The sequence below is a fragment of the Streptomyces ossamyceticus genome (assembly GCF_001418475.1).
Taxonomy (GTDB): Bacteria; Actinomycetota; Actinomycetes; order Streptomycetales; family Streptomycetaceae; genus Streptomyces; species Streptomyces ossamyceticus.
This window is the reverse complement of the sequence record NZ_LIQX01000148.1, coordinates 1-18,296: the sequence shown is the minus strand read 5'-3', so window position 1 is coordinate 18,296 and position 18,296 is coordinate 1. Positions and strand designations below refer to the sequence as shown.

Sequence of the window (18,296 nt, the reverse complement as noted above, 5' to 3'; positions counted from 1 at the left end):
CTGGCCCTTCTTCCGCTCCGGGGGCCATTGTCAGTGGGCTGCGGTAGCTTCCGAAGTGTTGGCGCGCACTGGTGCGTGTGACGGAATGAGCCACAGGGGTGGGTTGGCCATGAGCGACGGTACGGCGACGGTGACGGCGGATCTGGACGTCCGGCTGGAGAAGCACCGGGTCGAGCTGACCGGGTACTGCTACCGGATGCTCGGCTCGTCCTTCGAGGCGGAGGACGCCGTGCAGGACACCATGATCCGGGCCTGGCGCAGCTACGAGAAGTTCGAGGGCCGCTCCTCCCTGCGCTCCTGGCTGTACCGCATCGCGACGAACGTCTGCCTGGACATGCTGACCGCGGGGAACAAGAGGGCCCGTCCCATGGATCTCACCGAGTCGACGCCCCTCGCCCAGGCCGCCCTCGCCCCCCGCCCCGACAACACCTGGCTGGAGCCCGTCCCGGACGCCCGGGTGCTGCCGACGACCGCCGACCCGGCGGAGGCGGCCGTGGCCAAGGAGTCCGTGCGGCTGGCCTTCGTGGCCGCCCTGCAGAAGCTGCCCGCCAAGCAGCGGGCGGTGCTCATCCTGCGCGAGGTGCTCGCGTGGAAGGCGAGCGAGGTCGCCGAGCTGCTGGACACCTCGGTCGCCTCGGTGAACAGCGCGCTCCAGCGGGCCCGCGCCACCCTCGGCGACGGCGACGGCCGGGTCGCCGAGGGCGATGTCTCCGACCCGCTCGACGAGGAGCAGCAGAAGCTGCTGGAGCGCTATGTCGCCGCCTTCGAGGGGTACGACATGACGGCGCTGACGGCCCTGCTGCACGAGGACGCGGTGATGACGATGCCGCCGTTCGACCTGTGGCTGACCGGCACGAGTGACATCACCGGGTTCATGACCACGCTGGGTGCCGCCTGCGCCGGCTCGCACCTGGTGCCCGTCGCGGTGAACGGCCTGCCGGGCTTCGCTCAGTACAAGCCCGACGAGGAGAAGGGCGGATTCACCGCCTGGGCCGTGCAGGTGCTGGAGATGTCAGAGAGCCGGATCGCCGGGTTCCACTGCTTCCTGGACACGGCGCGCTGGTTCCCCCTCTTCGACCTGCCCCTCCACATCGAGGGCAAGCCCGACCAGGCGCAGTAGCGCGCACAGCGCGGGAGCGGGGTCCCGCAGCCGTATGCGGCCCCCGGCCCGTCTCGCCGTGAGTTGCAACCGGGCCAGCAGGTCGACGGCTCCCAGCCCGGGCGGCCCGATCCCGGCGACGTCGCACACCACCACCCCGCCCGCCCGGTCCGCCTCCAATCGTGCGCGCACCTCGTCACAGAGCCGGGGCACCTCGTCCCGGGTGACGGGGCCTGGCAGCACGAGTACGGCGGGTGTCGTCGCATCCACGACCGGTAGACCGGACCGGTCCCCGGAACTCATCGCGGACACGACGACAGCGGCGTCGACAGTGGCAGGGCCGCCCGCTCAGGCGATGCGGTCCAGCACGATCGGGTTCGGGGTGAACGGCGTGCCCGCGGCGGCGATGTCGTACGAGCCCTGGACGGCCTCCAGCGCGTAGGAGAAGCGCTCGGGGGTGTCCGTGTGCAGGGTGAGCAGGGGCTGGCCCTCGGTGACGGTGTCGCCGGGCTTGGCGTGCATCTCGACGCCGGCGGCGGCCTGGACCGGGTCCTCCTTGCGGGCGCGGCCGGCGCCGAGACGCCAGGCGGCGATGCCGATGTCGTAGGCGTCGAGGCGGGTCAGGACGCCCGAGGCGGGGGCCTTGACGATGTGCTGCTCGCGGGAGGTGGGCAGTTCCGCGTCGGGGTCGCCGCCCTGGGCCGCAATCATGCGGCGCCAGGCGTCCATGGCGGAGCCGTCGGCCAGCGCCTTCGCCGGGTCGGCGTCCTTCACGCCGGCCGCGTCGAGCATCTCGCGGGCCAGCGCGATCGTCAGCTCGACGACGTCCGCCGGGCCGCCGCCCGCGAGGACCTCGACCGACTCGCGGACCTCCAGCGCGTTGCCGGCGGTCAGGCCCAGCGGGGTGGACATGTCCGTCAGGAGCGCCACGGTCTTCACACCGTGGTCCGTGCCCAGGCCGACCATCGTGGAGGCCAGCTCACGGGCGTCCTCGATGGTCTTCATGAAGGCGCCGCTGCCGACCTTCACATCGAGGACCAGGGAGCCGGTGCCCTCCGCGATCTTCTTCGACATGATCGAGGAGGCGATCAGCGGGATGGCCTCGACGGTGCCGGTGACGTCGCGGAGCGCGTACAGCTTCTTGTCGGCGGGGGCCAGGCCGTCGCCCGCCGCGCAGATCACCGCGCCCACGCCGTCCAGCACGGACAGCATCTCCTCGTTGGAGAGGAGAGCGCGCCAGCCGGGGATGGACTCCAGCTTGTCGAGGGTGCCGCCGGTGTGGCCGAGGCCGCGGCCGGAGAGCTGGGGGACGGCCGCGCCGCAGGCCGCGACCAGGGGCGCCAGCGGGAGGGTGATCTTGTCGCCGACGCCGCCGGTGGAGTGCTTGTCGGCGGTCGGCAGGGACAGCGACGAGAAGTCCATGCGCTCGCCGGAGGCGATCATCGCGGCCGTCCAGCGGGCGATCTCGCGGCGGTTCATGCCGTTGAGCAGGATCGCCATGTTCAGGGCGGCCATCTGGTAGTCGGCGACCTCCCCGCGGGTGTACGCGTCGATGACCCAGTCGATCTGCTCGTCGCTCAGCTCACCGCGGTCCCGCTTGGTGCGGATCACGGAGATGGCGTCCATCGACAACACAGTCATGGCTTTCCTTTCGAAGGTTCCGAAAGCGACCCGGTGCGGATCGGAAAGGGAGCGGCCCCTCCGACCGGTCGTCAGGAGGGGCCGCACGGGAGTTACTTGGTGAGATGGTCCGGGCCGAAGGCCTGGGGCAGCATCTCCGAGAGAGGGAGGATCCCCGCGGGGGTCTCCAGCAGCAGATCCGGGCCGCCGAACTCGTACAGCAGCTGCCGGCAGCGGCCGCACGGGACGAGGACCTCGCCCTTGCCGTCCACGCAGGTGAAGTGCGTGAGGCGGCCACCGCCGCTGTTCTGCAGCTCCGAGACGAGCCCGCACTCCGCGCACAGGCCGAGCCCGTAGGAGGCGTTCTCGACGTTGCAGCCCGAGACGATCCGGCCGTCGTCGACGAGGGCGGCCACGCCGACCGGGTAGCCGGAGTACGGGGCGTACGCCCGGGACATGGCGTCCCGGGCCACCGTACGCAGCTTCTCCCAGTCGACGGCGGTCACTTGCCCTGTCCCTTCCGGTACGGCAGGCCGTCCGCCTTCGGCATCCGCAGCCGCTGTGCGGAGAGCGCGAGGACGATCAGGGTGATGACGTACGGGGTCGCGGCGACGACCTGGTTCGGGACCTCGTTGGTGGTGGCGTACCAGGCGTACACCAGGACGCCGATGACGGCGGTGATCAGGGCCTGGACGTACTTCTTGCGGACCGCGAGCCAGATCGCGCCGATGAGCAGCAGCAGCGCGCCGAGCAGCAGCAGCGCGTGGACGTTCTCCGAGCCGCCGCGCAGGTTGAGGCTGTCGGTGTAGCCGAACAGGCCGGCGCCGAGGGCGAGGCCGCCCGGCATCCAGTTGCCGAAGATCATCGCGGCGAGGCCGATGAAGCCGCGGCCGCTGGTCTGGCCCTCCAGGTAGAAGGGGTTGGCGACGATGGAGAGGAAGGCTCCGCCGAGGCCGGCCAGACCGCCGGAGATGATCACGGCGATGTACTTGTACTTGTAGACGTTGACACCGAGGGACTCGGCGGCGACCGGGTTCTCACCGCAGGAGCGCAGCCGCAGGCCGAAGGCGCTGCGCCACAGGATCCACCAGGTGGCGGGGATCAGGGCGACGGCGACGAGGGTCAGCCACGAGACGTTGGTGACCAGACCGCCGAGCAGGCCGGCGAGGTCCGAGATGAAGAACCAGCCCTTGGAGTTGAGTTCCGTCAGCGCGTCCGACAGTCCGGGGATGGTGAAGTCGCCGATGGACTCGACCGGCGGGGACTGCTTGGCGGAACCGCCCTGGTGGCCCTCGAAGGCCAGCGGGGCGAGGTAGCGGGTGGCGCCGAGGGCCAGGATGTTGATGGCCACACCGGAGACGATGTGGTTGACGTTGAAGGTGACGGTGACGAAGGCGTGCAGCAGGCCGCCGATCGCGCCGCCGGCGATGCCGACGAGGACGCCGGTCCACGGGCCGTACTGGAAACCGGCCCAGGCACCGAACCAGGTGCCGAGGATCATCATGCCTTCGAGGCCGATGTTGACCACGCCCGAGCGCTCGGCCCACAGACCGCCGAGACCGGCGAGGCCGATCGGGACGGCGAGCTCCAGCGCGGTGGACATCTGGCTGACGTTGGTGATGCCGTTCGCGCCGGTGATGATGCGGACGAGCGAGGTGAGTGCCAGGACGCCGGAGATGACCAGCAGCAGCACGGGCAGCGACATCTTCCGCCCGGTGCGGGCGGTGGGCTCCAGCGAGGGCTGGTTGAGGTCGGTCGCGGTGGTGCTCGTGGTCATCGGCCAGCCACCTCCTTCTTGACGTTGTTGTCCGCGCCGAGGACGTTCCCGGCGGCGAGCTCGGCACCGACGCGGCGCTGCTGGCGGCGCAGGCCCCACTCACGGACGGTCTCGTAGGAGACCACGACCGAGAGCACGATCAGACCCTGCATGATGACCGCGATCTCCTTGTCGTAGCCGTGGAAGTCAAGCTCCGGCGACGCCTTGTCGAGCCAGGCCCACAGCAGGGACGCGAAGGCGATGCCCACGGGGCTGTTGCGGCCCAGCAGGGCGATACCGATGCCGAGGAAGCCGATGCCGGTGGGGAAGTTGAGGCTGTAGGTGTGGGTGTCGCCGAGCAGGATCGGCAGACCCGCGAGGCCGGCGACACCGCCGGAGATCAGCATCGCGGTGAGGATCATCCGCTTGGGGTCGACACCGCTGGCCGCGGCGGCCGTCTCCGAGGCGCCGGAGGCGCGCAGGTCGAAGCCGAAGCGGGTGCGGTTGATGACGACCCAGTAGCCGACGCCGAGCGCGACGGCGAGGAGGACCAGGCCGTAGATCTCGCCGGCGGCCCCCATGTCGATACCGGGAACCCAGCCGGACTCGGCCATCTCACCGGTGGTGTTGTTGTTGCCGACCTTGACGCCGAAGACGTTCGGCAGCCAGAGGTAGCCGATGATCGAGGTCGCGATCGCGTTGAGCATGATCGACGCGACGACCTCGCTGACCCCGCGGGTGACCTTGAGGACACCGACGATGCCGGCCCAGAAGGCACCGGTGCAGATCGCCGTGAGCATCAGCAGCGGGACCTGGAGGAACGCGGGCAGGTCCATGTGGGCGCCGACGATCGCGGCCATCATGGCGCCGAGCAGGTACTGGCCGTCGACACCGATGTTGAACAGATTCATGCGGAAGCCGATGGCCACCGCGAGGGCCGCGATGTAGTACAGCGACGCCTGGTTGACGATCCGGACCTGGATGTCCGAGAACGACGCCTGCTCGAACATGATCGTGAACGGCTCGACCGGGTTCTTGCCGGACGCGAGCAGCACGATCGCGGTCAGCACGAAGGCGACGGCGAGCGCGAGGACCGGCCCGGCCACCGCGAGGAGCACCCGCTCCTTGTCGAACTTCTTCATCAGCGGGCCTCGCCTTCCGGAGACTCGGGGGCCAAGCCCTGCGTCTCGGGGGTCTCTTCGTGTTCGAGGTGGCCGGTGGCGGCACCGGTCATGGCGGAGCCGAGCTCCTCCGGGGTGATGGTGGCCGGGTCGGCGTCCGCGACCAGCTTGCCGTTGTAGATCACCCGGAGGGTGTCGGACAGGCCGATCAGCTCGTCGAGGTCGGCGGAGATCAGCAGCACGGCCAGACCCTCGCGGCGGGCCTGCCGGATCTGGTCCCAGATCTGGGCCTGCGCGCCGACGTCCACACCGCGGGTGGGGTGGGCGGCGATCAGGAAGCGCGGCTGGTGGCTCATCTCGCGGCCGACGATCAGCTTCTGCTGGTTGCCGCCGGACAGGGAGGCGGCGGTGACGTCGATGCCGGGGGTGCGGACGTCGTACTCGGCGACGATCCGGCGCGTGTCCTCCTGGGCGGCCTTCGGGTCGAGCCAGACGCCCTTGGCGTTGGGCCGCTCGGTCACATGGCCGAGGATACGGTTCTCCCAGAGGGGTGCCTCCAGGAGCAGACCGTGCCGGTGGCGGTCCTCGGGGATGTAGCCGACGCCCTGCTCACGGCGCCTGCGGGTGGGCCACGTGGTGATCTCGTCGTCGGCCAGCCGGATGGTGCCGGAGTCGGCGGCCTTCAGGCCGATCAGCGCGTCGATCAGCTCGGTCTGGCCGTTGCCCTCGACACCGGCGAGGCCGAGGACCTCGCCCGCGTGGATGGTGAAGCTGATGTCGTCCAGGAGGGCCTTGCCGCCGGGCGCCGCGAGCCGCAGCTTGTCGACGCTCAGGACGGCGCGGTCGGTGACCGTGGACTCGGCGGTCTCCGGGGTGGGCAGTTCGCTGCCGACCATCAGCTCGGCGAGCTGGCGCGGGGTGGTCTCGGCGGGGACGGCCGTACCGACGGTCGTGCCGCGCCGGATGACGGTGATCTCGTCGGCGACCGACAGCACCTCACCCAGCTTGTGGGAGATGAAGATGACCGACAGGCCCTGTGCCTTGAGCTCGCGCAGGTTGACGAAGAGCGCCTCGACCTCCTGCGGCACCAGCACGGCGGTGGGCTCGTCGAGGATCAGGGTGCGGGCGCCGCGGTAGAGGACCTTGAGGATCTCCACGCGCTGGCGCTCGGCGACGCCGAGTTCCTCCACGAGGACGTCGGGGCGGACCCCGAAGCCGTAGCGGTCGGAGATCTCCTTGATCGTGCGGCGGGCCTTGGCGCCGATGCCGTGGAGCTTCTCGCTGCCGAGGACCACGTTCTCCAGAACGGTGAGGTTGTCGGCCAGCATGAAGTGCTGGTGCACCATGCCGATGCCGCGCGCGATGGCGTCGGCGGGGGACGAGAAGCTCACCTGGTGGCCGTCGACCGCGATGGTGCCCTCGTCCGGCTTCTGCATGCCGTAGAGGATCTTCATCAGGGTCGACTTGCCGGCGCCGTTCTCACCGACGAGGGCGTGGACGGTGCCCTTGCGGACGGTGAGGTGGATGTCGTGGTTGGCCACCACGCCGGGGAATCGCTTGGTGATCCCGGCGAGTTCGACGGCGGTCGCCTGACCGTTGACCGCCGCGTCGGCCGGAGGGCTGCTGGACGCGTTGATGGCGCACTCTCCTGGGAAAGGGGGTCGTCTACGCGCGTAGCGCCCCTACGGCATCGAAAGGGGCGACGCCCGAGACAACGGGGTACAGGGAGCCAGGCTCCCCGTACCCCGTTGAGCGGACGTAACCCCGCGGTTACCAGCGGCTCCGGGGAGGTGCGGGCCGGATGTACGGCTCCCGCACGGCCGCACTCCCCCGGGGTCGCGTGTCTGCTCGAGGTTCTGCTGGCTCAGCTGGTCTTGACCTTGATCTCGCCGCTGATGATCTTCTCCTTGGCCGTCTCGAGGGCCTCCTGGAGCTTGGTGTCGTCCTTGAACGTGGGGTTCGAGACGGCGAGGCCGACCTCACCGCTCTTCAGATCGCCCCTGACGATACCGGTCTCGGGCTTGCCGTCCTCGACCGACTTCGCCAGGTTGTACACCGCCTTGGCGACGTCCTTCATCGCCGAGGTCAGGATCGAGTCCTTGTACTTCGCGAGGGCTTCCTGCTTGTACTGGTCGGAGTCGACGCCGATCGCCCACACCTTGTTGGCGGCGGCGGCCTCGATCACGCCCTGACCGGACAGACCGGCCGCCGCGTACACGACGTCGGCCTTCTTCTCGATCTGGCCCTCGGCGGCCGACTTGCCCTTGTCGGGGCTGGAGAAGCCGCCCTCCTCGGCCGTCTGAGTGAGGTACTGGGTCAGCACCTTGGCCTTGGAGTTGGTGTCCTTGACGCCCTGCTCGAAGCCGGCCTGGAACTTGTGGATCAGCGGGATGTCCACGCCGCCCACGAAGCCGACCACGTTCGTCTTGGTGCTCTTGGCGGCCGCGACGCCCGCGAGGTACGAGGCCTGCTCCTCGGAGAAGACCAGGTCGGCCACGTTCTTCAGCTGGACGGTGGAGTCGTCCACGATGCCGAAGGTGGTGTCCGGGTACTGCTCGGCGGCCTCCTTCACGGCGGTCGCGTACGCGTAGCCGACGCCGATGACCGGGTTGTAGCCCTGCTTGGCCAGGGAGACCAGGCGCTGCTGCTTGTCGGCGTCCGTCTCGCCCTCGGTGGGCTCGATGTCGGCCGTCTTGTAGCCGAACTCCTTCTCGGCCTTCTGCAGGCCCGCGTACGCCGCGTCGTTGAAGGACTGGTCGCCCTTGCCGCCGATGTCGTACGCGATCGCGAGGCCCTTGGTGCCCTTGCTCTCGCCGTCGCCGCCGTTGCCGCTCTCGCTGCTGGTCCCGCCACAGGCCGTGGCGGCGAGCGCCAGCGACGCGACCCCCACCGCGACGCGGGTCAGTTTGGAAATCCGACGCATCTTGAAGTTCCCCATCTTCTCCAAAGCCCCGCAGCCGGGTGCTCAGTTCGGCGCACATTAACGCGCGTAGACACTCCTGGGAACGGGGTTTCGACTGGCCGTTATCCATTCGTGCCGATGGCCGGTTACGTCCTCGTGAACCATGGGATCGAAAGGGACGCTTGGGGCAGAGCCCTTCGCAGGTCCCTCGCGTTCCGTGTCTGCGGGGTGACTTAAGCGTGACGGTGCGCGCGCCGTACGGGGGCCGTACGACACGCGCACCAGGCTGCCGCGAGGGCGGGGGCGCCGCAACCGGAGGGGGTGCGGATCGGGTACCGAGTCCGTGGAGGCCGTGCGCCGGGGTGCCGTGCGGGACGTCCGTGCCGGGCGGGACGTCGACACCCGCCCCCGGCCCCTCTAGGAGGTCGCGGCCGTGTCGAGGACCTGCATCCGGGCGTCCAGGAGGGCGGCTGCGGTGAACAGCTCGACGCCCACGGTGATGGCGTGCTCGTCCGCGTCGAAGTCGCCCTGGTGGAGGTCGCGGACCGTGAGGTCGCCCGCGCGGCGGACACCCAGGCGGGCCATGGCGCCGGGGACGTGCTCCAGGTACCAGGAGAAGTCCTCGCCGCCGAGGCTCTGCTCGGTGTCCTCGACGGCCGTGGCGCCGCGGCGGGCGACCATGGCGTCGTGGATCAGCTCGGTGACGACGGGGTCGTTGACGACCGGCGGGACACCCCGAACGTAGTTGATCTCGGACTTGGCGCGGTGCAGGGTCGCGACCTCGGCGATCGCCTCGTGCACCAGGTCGGGCGCCTGCCGCCAGGCGTTGATGTCCAGGCAGCGCACGGTGCCGGAGAGCTCGGCGTGCTGCGGGATCACGTTCGGGGCGTGGCCGGACTCGACGCGGCCCCAGGTCACGGAGAGTCCGCTGCGGGCGTCGACCCGGCGGGCGACGAGCGCCGGCACGTCGGTGACGACGCGGGCGGCGGCCGTGACGAGGTCGGTGGTCAGGTGGGGGCGCGCGGTGTGGCCGCCGGGGCCGTCGAGGGCGATCTCCAGGCGGTCGCAGGCCGAGGTGATGGGACCGTGGCGCAGACCGATGCGTCCGGCGTCGACCCTCGGGTCGCAGTGCACGGCGATGATCCGTCCTACGCCGTCAAGTGCGCCGCTCTTGATCACGTCGCCCGCGCCGCCGGGGAGGACCTCCTCGGCGGGCTGGAAGATCAGCCGTACGGGGCGCGGCAGCTGCCCCTTGCGGTGCAGGTCGGCGAGGACGAGCCCGGCGCCGAGCACGACGGTGGTGTGCACGTCGTGGCCGCAGGCGTGGGCGCGGTCCGGGACGGTGGAGCGGTACTCGCAGTCCACCTTGGTGTCCGGGATGGGCAGCGCGTCGATGTCGGCGCGCATCGCGAGGCGGGGCCGGCCGCCGTCCCAGTCTCCGATGTCACAGATGAGTCCGGTTCCGCTGTCGAGCACACGCGGTCGGAGCCCTGCCTTCTCCAGGCGGGCCTTGATCGCGGCGGTCGTGCGGAACTCCTGGTTGCCGAGCTCCGGGTGCATGTGCAAGTCGCGGCGGAACGCGACGAGTTCGGCACGCAGGGCTTCGGGCAGGGTGCCGGGGAGGGCGGCTTCGGCTTCCCCGGGCAGATCGGCCTCGGACTCTCGGGACATCAGTTGGTTCACCCTCTGAAGGGTAGGGCGATCGAGCGACCTTCTAACCCTCGATCAACAAAAAATCAGCCCGTAAGGGGAAGATTTCTGGCCGCACACCGCATACGTATTGGCACGGATGGGTATACCCGTCCGCCTTTCGGGGCGGGCAGACCACAGGGACGGGACTCGATCGGCGCGGCGCCGAACGGGACCCGCCGGGATGACCGGGGCGCCCCTCCGGGAACGCCGGGGGTTGCCCGCGAATCCCATCGTCTAAACGTCCAGGGGTCCCCGAACGTTTCCCATGTTCCACGGATACCACGTTCCGAGCGCCCTGATGCGCCGAAAGCACCTCCGGTGGGTGATCGTTCGATTACTTCGGGCGAGACTCACCTGGTACGGGCAGGGGATGTGAGGCGGGAATTCAGTGGCGAACGTGACCAGGGTCACCAGAGGTGGCGGCGGTGGTGGGGGTCGCGGGGCGCGGCTGGACGGGGGCCCGCGGTCGCCGGTTCGGAGGGTCGATGTACGGGTACGGACAGGCGGAATACCGGGCCCGTCTCTGCACGGCCAGGCAACCGGGCTACCGCTGACACGCGGGCCTGCGGACCCAGAGGACCCGCGCACGCGCGGCCCACTCGTCTGTCCGTGCCCGCCGTCGGCGGCCGCCGGCCCTGGCCTCACCCCTCCCCGACCGCCCCCGGCGGGCGGCCATGGGCCACCAGCAGGCCAGAGAGTCCGGCTGCCAGAGCCGCCAGGGACGCCAACGCCGGGACCAGGCTCACCGCGGGCCCCGCCGCCAGGCAGGCCGCGGCGCCGATGAGGAGGGACGGGGAGCGGCGGCCCGTCGTGCGGAGCAGGATCGCGGCCGAGCCGAGGAGGAAGAGGCCCGCCCCGCCCGCGAGGGCCCACGCCGGCATGCCGTGCAACGGCTCGCTCAGGCCGTAGTGGCCGGTGTCGGCGACCTGGTGGAGCGTCTTCTTCATGCCGAGGGCGGTGATCACCACGCCCGCCACCAGGGGCAGGTGGAGGAACGTGTAGACGTCGCGGGCCAGGACCGTGCGGTCGTCGCCGGTCAGTGCGGCGAGGCGGTGTTCCGGGGGCTCGCTCACCCCGTGGAAGTACAGGTGCCACAGCGCGGCCGCGACCAGGAGGCCGAGGGAGGCCGCGACGAGCACGGGGACCGTCACGGGGTAGCCGGTCACGCCCACACCGATCGCGACGATCGACTCGCCCAGCGCGATGATGACGATCAGGCCGTGGCGTTCGGAGAAGTGCGCCGGGGAGGCGACCTTCCAGCCCGACCTGCCCGTGATGAAGATGCCCGTGTAGTCGATCGCAACGGCGGACAGCCAGATCAGGATCCGTGGCACGCCGTCGAAGGCCGCGCCCAGCAGCAACAGGGCGAACGGCGGCAGGACCGACAGCAGGGCCGTACGGCGCAGGGTGGCGCGCAGGGCCTTGTCGTCAGGGTCGGAGATCCAGTACGTCGTCAGGTGCAGGACGCGGACCGCGCCGTAGCAGAGCACGAAGAGCAGGGGGGCCGGGAGGCCGCCCGGGGCGTCGCCGTACACCTCGGGGACCGTCATGGAGACGATCAGGACGACGGCCATCACCGCCACCAGGACCGCGAACAGGCCGCCGGAGTCGGCGCGCACGACGTTGCCGAGCCAGGCGAAGCAGCACCAGCACCACCAAAGGAGGGCCAGGACGACCATGCCGCCGAGCAGACGCAGGGCGGTGGGGTGGTCCGCCATCAGGGCGGTGACCTGGGTGATCGCGTAGACGAAGACCAGGTCGAAGAAGAGTTCGGCGGGGGTGACCTTGTGGTCGTCCGCCGTCGGTGTCAGCCGGGCGTGTTCACCGTGTGTCGTCACTGGTCCCCAACTCCCCCCATGGGGGCGGTACTTCGTCCGCGCCCCGTCCACGCGGCACGATAACCGGGGAAGCCCGCGCTCCGGATGCGCCGGGACCGCGGTACGGCGACCGGTCGTGGCCTGCCCCGGCGCGCGGCTAGATCGGCGCCACCGACGACAGGCGGTGGACGTCCCTCGCCGTGCCCGTGACTCCGGAGAGGAAGCCCTGGGCGCGGGGGGAGGCGGTCTCGGTCAGCCAGCTGGGGTCGATGTCGCAGACGGCGACGCGAACGTCCGTGCCCGCCAGTGCCAGCGGCAGGGTGTGGACCACGGTCGACGGGAAGCTGAGGATGGTGCGGCCGATGGGGCCGCGGCGGGCGATCAGTTCGAGGGGGAGGTCGGGGCGGACGATCTCCAGGCCCGTCTCGGCCGCGAGGGCGTGGAGCTTGTCGGCGCTCTCGCGGCGGTGGGCGAAGTAGCGGGTCGCGCCGTGGGCCTTGGCGAGGGAACGCACGGCTTCGAGGTAGCGGTCGCCGTCCACCACGCCGGTCTCCACCAGGGACGTGCCGACGAGGTCCGCGCCCTTGGTGATGCGGGGCGGGCCGAAGCGGGCCCGCGTCCAGGCGAAGTCGTTGGCGGTGACGGTGACACCGTCGGGGGTCTCGTCGATCGGCATGGAGGAGAAGACCTCGACGCGCCGGCCGGCGGTCGGGGTCAGCCGTCTGCGGGCCTTCGCGGAGACCGGGGCGAAGACCAGGTCACGGGGGCCGGGGCGGCCGCCCTTGCGGTGCCAGCGGACGAGGCGTTCGCCACGGGCCAGCTGGGAGACGAACTCCATGGTGGCGGTGCCGTCGTCGACCACGACGACGTCCGGTGCCCTGGTGATCGTCAGGAGGAGCTGGACGTAGCGGGAGAAGGGGTCGCCCAGGACGACACGGCGCGCGGTACGCAGCAGCGGGGCGAGCCCGCCGACGGTACGGAACGGGGCCACCGCGCCGCCGCGGGCCTCCTCCCAGCGCACCTCGTGGCCCTCGTCCCGCGCCAGCTCCGCCATGCGGCGCAACTGGCCTCGGGTCATGGGATCGTTGGGCGACAGGACGACCAGGGTGAGGCCCGTGCCGGACGCCCCGGGCGACGGTCGGACACCGTAGGAGGCGGCGAGGCCGGAGGGCGCCCCCGGCTCGGAGGCCGGCCCCGCGCCGGGGGCCTGTCGCGTGCCGAGGGCGTGGGCGTGTGCCCACTCCAGCACGTTCAGGAGCTGTACCGGGCTCTCGACGAAGGCGAGAGTGTGGGGGCCGGCGGTTCCGGCGCGGGGGCTCATCGACGTACGACCGTCGCTTCCCTTGGTGGGTGGGGGTGAGGTGTCAGACGCCGACCGGCTCGCCCGCCGCCGCCGCGATCTCCGCCTCGGCGACGACACCGGAGACACGGCGCAGCTTCTTCATGGGGCCGAGCTCGGAGTCGTAGACCTTCTTGACGCCGTCGCCGAGGGAGGCCTCGATGGTGCGGATGTCGCGGACCAGGCGGGTGAGGCCCTGGGGCTCGACGGAGGCGGCCTGGTCGGAGCCCCACATCGCGCGGTCGAGGGTGATGTGGCGCTCGACGAAGGTGGCGCCGAGGGCGACCGCGGCGAGCGTGGTCTGCAGGCCCGTCTCGTGGCCGGAGTAGCCGATCGGGACGTTCGGGTACTCGGCCTGGAGGGTGTTGATGACGCGGAGGTTCAGCTCCTCGGCCTTCGCCGGGTACGTCGAGGTGGCGTGGCAGAGCAGGATGTTGTCCGAGCCGAGGACCTCGACCGCGTGGCGGATCTGCTTCGGGGTGGACATTCCGGTGGAGAGGATGACCGTGCGGCCGGTGGCGCGCAGGGCGCGCAGCAACTCGTCGTCGGTCAGGGAGGCGGAGGCCACCTTGTGGGCGGGGACGTCGAACTTCTCCAGGAAGGCGACGGCCTCGGTGTCCCACGGGGAGGCGAACCAGGCGATGCCCTTCTCCTTGCAGTACGCGTCGATCTGGCGGTACTCGTCCTCACCGAACTCCACGCGGTGGCGGTAGTCGATGTAGGTCATGCGGCCCCAGGGGGTGTCGCGCTCGATGTCCCACTGGTCGCGGGGGGTGCAGATCTCGGGGGTGCGCTTCTGGAACTTGACGGCGTCGCAGCCGGCCTCGGCGGCGACGTCGATCAGCTTGAAGGCGTTCTCCAGCTCGCCGTTGTGGTTGATGCCGATCTCGCCGCAGATGTAGACGGGCTGGCCGGGGCCGGCGATGCGCTCGGTACCGAAGGTGCGGAGGCGGGAGTTGATGGCAGACATGGTGGGACGTTCCTTACTTGTCGAGGGGGTCGAGAGAGTCGAGAGAGGGACCGAGGATCCAGCCGGCGATCTCTCGGATCGCGCCTTCACCACCGGGGACGGTGGTGACCGCGCGTGCGGCGCCGCGCACGACGTCGTGGGCGCTGCCGACCGCCACGGGCCAGCCCACGAGGGCGAAGCACGGGAGGTCGTTGACGTCGTTGCCGACGTAGAGCACGCGCTCGGGCGCGATGCCCTGTTCCTCGCACCACTGCTTCAGGGCGAGGTCCTTCCGGTCGATGCCGTGGAGCACCGGGATCTTGAGCTTCCGGGCCCGGGCGGCCACGACCGGGTTCTGTTCCGTGGACAGGATCAGCATCTTCAGGCCGCTCCTGCGGAGGGCCGCGATGCCGAGTCCGTCGCCGCGGTGCACGGAGACGAACTCCCGTCCGTCGGAGTCGATCAGCACCCGGTCATCGGTCTGGGTGCCGTCGAAGTCGAGGACTACGGCGTCGATGTCGTCGTAGGTGGGGAGGGCGCCGGGCCGGTTCGCGTCGAAGAGGGGCGCGAGGGCCTGGGCGCGGGCGAGGTCGTGCGGGTCGTCGATCTCCAGGACCCGGGCGGGGTCTGTGCGGACGAGTTCCGTACGGCCGAAGAAGCGGTGCTGGTGCTTGCGGAGTCCGGCGGCGTCCATGGCGTACGCGGCGCCGGTCTCCAGCAGGTCCTGGGGGCGGTCCTGGCGGCGGGGGCGGAACGACTTGTCGTGGTTGACGCCGTAGCCGCCGGCGGTGTCCGCGGGGGCGGGGTGGTCGTCGCCCGCGGGGACGACGCCGAGCCCGGTGGTGGCGCGGGCGGCGTCGGCCTCGCCGCGCACCCCGTGGACCGCCTCGCCGAGCGCCCCCTGGGCGGCCGCCGCCGCGTCCACGCGGTGCGCCTCGCCGCCGGCGAACTCGTCCGCCGTGTCCCGCCAGAGGAAGCCGTGGAAGGGGGCGACCGTCAGGGCCGTGTCGGCACCGTGCTCGACGACGGCGCGGGCCACGCCGTCGATGTCCTCACGGAGGATGAACGGGCTGGTGCACTGGACGAGGAGGACCACGTCGACGGCGGCGCCGTGGAGCGCCTCGTGGGCGTCGAGGGCGTGCAGGACGGCGGCCTCGGAGGTGGCGGTGTCGCCGGCGATGGCGGCGGGCCGCAGGACGACCTCGGCACCGGACTCGCGGGCGGCGGCGGCGATGGCGTGGTCGTCGGTGGAGACCACGACGTCGGTCACCAGCCGGGCGGCCCTGCACTCACGGACCGCGCGCGCCACCAGCGGCACACCGCCGACGGGGGCGAGGTTCTTCGCGGGGACGCCCTTGGAGCCGCCGCGGGCGGGGATGACGGCGAGGACGCGGCGGACGGAGGCCGCTCGGTCCGCTTCCGGGTGGGACATCAGTGGAGCTCCTTGCGAGGGCGACGGGTGGCGGCTCACAGCTCCCCCATCCGCCGGATGACGGGTGCCACGCGCTGCACCCCGTGCCGGTAGGCGCCGCGTGCCGCCCGGCGCACGATCTGCCGTACGGGCCCCGCCTGCCGGTCGGCGGCGGGCGCCCCCGGCAAGGGGCTGCCGTCGGGGCCGAGGTGGTGGCGGGCGAGGATGCCGGGCAGATAGCCGGGCGCGGTGACGGGGGTGTAGTACGGCGTGAGGGGCGGGAGTTCGGCGGCGATCAGCTTGGCGAGGCGGTCGCGGGCGGCGTCGAAGGCGGTGGCGTAGGAGCCTCCCCCGGCGGCGGTGCCCGCGGCGGCGACGCCCTGCCGGGCCACCCACTCGGGGTCGGGCGCCGGCTCGTGCCCGGCGTCCAGCTGGTCCCAGGAGGCCAGGCATCCGGAGCCCACGAAGTGGTGGTTGCCGAGCGCCTCCCGGATCCCGAGGTCGGTGAGGACCACGGTGGGGATCCGGCGGTGCAGCGACTCCAGGGCGGCCGTGGAACTGACGGTGACGAGCAGGTCGGTGGCGTCGAGGACCTCGCCCATGTGCCCGTAGACCAGGCGGAAGTTGGCCGGCAGATCGGTGTTCTGCGCCAGCTTCTGGTAGGGCAGCTCCTCGATGTGCGTGGTGTGCTCGCCCGGCTTGGAGCGCAGCTTCAGCAGGACCTGGCGGTCCGGGTGCAGCCGGGCGTGCCGGATGAGCCGGTTCAGCAGGTACGTACGGTCCTTGCGGTTGTCCGGGACGGACGGCTGGACGGCGAAGACGACCGTGTAGGGCCTGCTCCCCTTCGCGGACGCGGCCGGCGCGCCCTCGTACGGCGCGCCGCCGAGGAAGGGCAGCGCGACCTCGGTGACCGAGCCGGCGTCGGCGCCGACCCCCTCGTACACGGCGCGGAAACGCTCCGCGTCCTGGCGGGAGTTGGCGAGGACGAGGTCCGCGCCGTGGCGCAGCAGCAGACCGTCGGCGAGCTTCTCGTAGACGACACCGACATAGCCGGTGACGACCACGGGCCGCCTGCTCCAGGCGCCCCAGGCGTGCCGCAGCCCGTGCAGCATCGCCTGGACGCCGCCGCCCACGAGGGCGAGCACGAGGACGTCGTACGACTCGGCCGCCTCCGGCGTGCCCAGGGCGCGCAGGAACTCGACGCCCGTCACCTCGCGCAGGGAGTCGGGGCGGACCCCGACCTCCTGGAGCTGGCGGGCGGTGGGGGTGGCACGGCCGCGCAGGAGGAAGCCGTCCAGGTGGATGTCCGCACCCTCGGGGGCGAGGCGGCTCGCGGTGAGCGCACCCCATTTCCACCGGGTGTCGGAATCGGCGAGGACGGCGACTCGCAGGCTGTTCGTAGCACTTGCTGGCACGTCGAAGACGCTAGGAAGGGATTCCGTTGATCGGCCCAACCCGAATGCAACAAAGGGTTAACAGCGCGTCGACGAATGGCGAATCGGGTCGTGGAACACCGGGAAATGCGCCTGGTTCACGGTACCGCCACGCGTCGTTCACCTGACATCAAGCGGGTGGTCAAGACGAATGCCGGAGGGCCGCCTAACGTCACAGGGGTGGTCAAGCTCTCCGTCATCGTGCCGTTCTACAACGTGCAGCAATACGCGCCCGACACCCTGAAGAGCCTCAGAGCCAACGCGCGTGAGGACTTCGAATTCATTCTCGTCGACGACTGCTCGCGCGACGAGACACCGGACATCCTCGCGCGCGCGGAGCGCGAGCTGCCGGGCGCCGTGTATGTCAGACACGAGCAGAACGGAGGACTGGCGACCGCGCGCAACACGGGCATCGACGAGGCCCGTGGCGAGTACCTGACGTTCCTCGACGGGGACGACTGGCTCGCCCCCGGCTACTACCCGCAACTCGTCTCCGCGATAGAGGAGTTGGGGTGCGACTTCGTCCGCACGGACCACGTCCAGTGCACCGCGCGGGCCCGTTCGGTCCACCGGGTGCCCAACGGGCGGCGGGGCGTGGTGATGAACCCGCGTGACGCGATCCTGCCGGCGGACCGCTCCACCTCCGTCGACTACGCGTACGCGTGGGCCGGTATCTACCACCGCCGGCTGGTCGAGCGGGGGCTGCTGCACTTCACCCACGGGCTGCGTACGGCGGAGGACCGGCCCTGGATCTGGAAGCTGCACCGGGAAGCGGAATCCTTTGCGACGGTGGGGCTGCTGGGCGTCTTCTACCGGCGTGGAGTCGCCTCTTCGCTGACCCAGATCGGTGACGTACGCCAGCTCGATTTCATTCGCGCATTCGACCAGGTCATCGCGGAAACAGCGCGGGACCGGGACGCGGACAAACTCCTCCCCAAGGCCGTGCGCACATATTGCGCGATTATCTCCCACCATTTGGGATCCATCGAAAGGTTCGAGCCGGCGGTGGCACGGAAACTCAAGTCGATGAGCGCGGTCGCGTTGCGCCGAATGCCGCAGGACGTACTGGACGAGGCGCTCGACTCCATGGACATCCAGCGCGCCTCGCGACTGCGTCGGCTGCGCCGCCGCCCCGCCGCGACGGGGGCCGCCGCGTG

15 protein-coding genes are annotated in these 18,296 nt (G+C 71.0%); 2 read left to right on the top strand and 13 right to left on the bottom strand.

Features of this window, described 5'->3' with window-relative positions:
- Window positions 1-109: 109 nt before the first annotated feature.
- A complete protein-coding gene (locus AOK15_RS12605) occupies window positions 110-1,120 on the top strand; it encodes a sigma-70 family RNA polymerase sigma factor (RefSeq protein WP_055515941.1) in 1,011 nt (336 codons plus the stop codon).
- Here AOK15_RS12605 and AOK15_RS42015 read toward each other — a convergent pair.
- The 13 genes from AOK15_RS42015 to AOK15_RS12545 all read right to left on the bottom strand — a co-directional run bounded on the left by AOK15_RS42015 (window position 1,013) and on the right by AOK15_RS12545 (window position 17,121).
- Window positions 1,013-1,402 (bottom strand): STAS domain-containing protein, encoded by a 390-nt coding sequence (locus tag AOK15_RS42015; RefSeq protein ID WP_079058448.1) that lies wholly within the window; start codon window positions 1,400-1,402, stop codon window positions 1,013-1,015. The two genes, AOK15_RS12605 and AOK15_RS42015, sit on opposite strands and share 108 nt — an antisense overlap.
- A gap of 45 nt (window positions 1,403-1,447) precedes the next feature.
- Window positions 1,448-2,731 (bottom strand): thymidine phosphorylase, encoded by a 1,284-nt coding sequence (locus tag AOK15_RS12600; protein WP_055515965.1) that lies wholly within the window; start codon window positions 2,729-2,731, stop codon window positions 1,448-1,450.
- 101 nt (window positions 2,732-2,832) lie between these two features.
- The gene (locus tag AOK15_RS12595) at window positions 2,833-3,225 is read right to left on the bottom strand and encodes a cytidine deaminase (RefSeq protein WP_055515939.1); all 393 of its coding nucleotides are present in this window, start codon (window positions 3,223-3,225) and stop codon (window positions 2,833-2,835) included.
- Complete coding sequence (locus tag AOK15_RS12590; RefSeq protein WP_055515938.1) at window positions 3,222-4,496, bottom strand: ABC transporter permease; 1,275 nt, start codon at window positions 4,494-4,496, stop codon at window positions 3,222-3,224. Before AOK15_RS12590 ends, AOK15_RS12595 begins: the two co-directional genes overlap by 4 nt.
- Window positions 4,493-5,617, bottom strand: coding sequence for an ABC transporter permease (locus AOK15_RS12585; protein ID WP_055515936.1), 1,125 nt, complete (start codon window positions 5,615-5,617; stop codon window positions 4,493-4,495). The genes AOK15_RS12590 and AOK15_RS12585 overlap by 4 nt, the downstream gene beginning before the upstream one ends.
- Window positions 5,617-7,233 carry an ABC transporter ATP-binding protein gene (locus AOK15_RS12580; RefSeq protein WP_055515934.1) on the bottom strand — a complete coding sequence of 539 codons (1,617 nt, stop codon included), beginning with the start codon at window positions 7,231-7,233 and terminating at the stop codon, window positions 5,617-5,619. The genes AOK15_RS12585 and AOK15_RS12580 overlap by 1 nt, the downstream gene beginning before the upstream one ends.
- A 227-nt stretch (window positions 7,234-7,460) precedes the next feature.
- The gene (locus AOK15_RS12575; protein ID WP_055515963.1) at window positions 7,461-8,519 is read right to left on the bottom strand and encodes a BMP family lipoprotein; all 1,059 of its coding nucleotides are present in this window, start codon (window positions 8,517-8,519) and stop codon (window positions 7,461-7,463) included.
- Between the two features lie 396 nt (window positions 8,520-8,915).
- On the bottom strand, window positions 8,916-10,169 hold the full coding sequence (locus AOK15_RS12570) for an amidohydrolase (protein WP_055515932.1): 1,254 nt from the start codon (window positions 10,167-10,169) through the stop codon (window positions 8,916-8,918).
- Window positions 10,170-10,831: 662 nt separating this feature from the next.
- Entirely contained in the window at window positions 10,832-12,028 is a 1,197-nt protein-coding gene (locus AOK15_RS12565) for a low temperature requirement protein A (protein ID WP_055515930.1), read from the bottom strand.
- A 136-nt stretch (window positions 12,029-12,164) separates the two neighbouring features.
- Window positions 12,165-13,328, bottom strand: coding sequence for a hypothetical protein (locus AOK15_RS12560; protein ID WP_055515929.1), 1,164 nt, complete (start codon window positions 13,326-13,328; stop codon window positions 12,165-12,167).
- Window positions 13,329-13,371: 43 nt separating this feature from the next.
- Window positions 13,372-14,316 carry an N-acetylneuraminate synthase family protein gene (locus AOK15_RS12555; protein WP_055515927.1) on the bottom strand — a complete coding sequence of 315 codons (945 nt, stop codon included), beginning with the start codon at window positions 14,314-14,316 and terminating at the stop codon, window positions 13,372-13,374.
- A gap of 13 nt (window positions 14,317-14,329) precedes the next feature.
- Complete coding sequence (locus AOK15_RS12550) at window positions 14,330-15,727, bottom strand: N-acylneuraminate cytidylyltransferase (protein ID WP_055515925.1); 1,398 nt, start codon at window positions 15,725-15,727, stop codon at window positions 14,330-14,332.
- Between the two features lie 35 nt (window positions 15,728-15,762).
- Entirely contained in the window at window positions 15,763-17,121 is a 1,359-nt protein-coding gene (locus AOK15_RS12545) for a DUF6716 putative glycosyltransferase (protein WP_055515923.1), read from the bottom strand.
- Between the two features lie 198 nt (window positions 17,122-17,319).
- On the opposite strand from AOK15_RS12545, the gene AOK15_RS12540 reads away from it, so the two are divergent.
- Window positions 17,320-18,296, top strand: a 977-nt coding sequence (locus tag AOK15_RS12540; protein WP_055515921.1) for a glycosyltransferase family 2 protein, incomplete at its 3' end; no start/stop codon positions are given.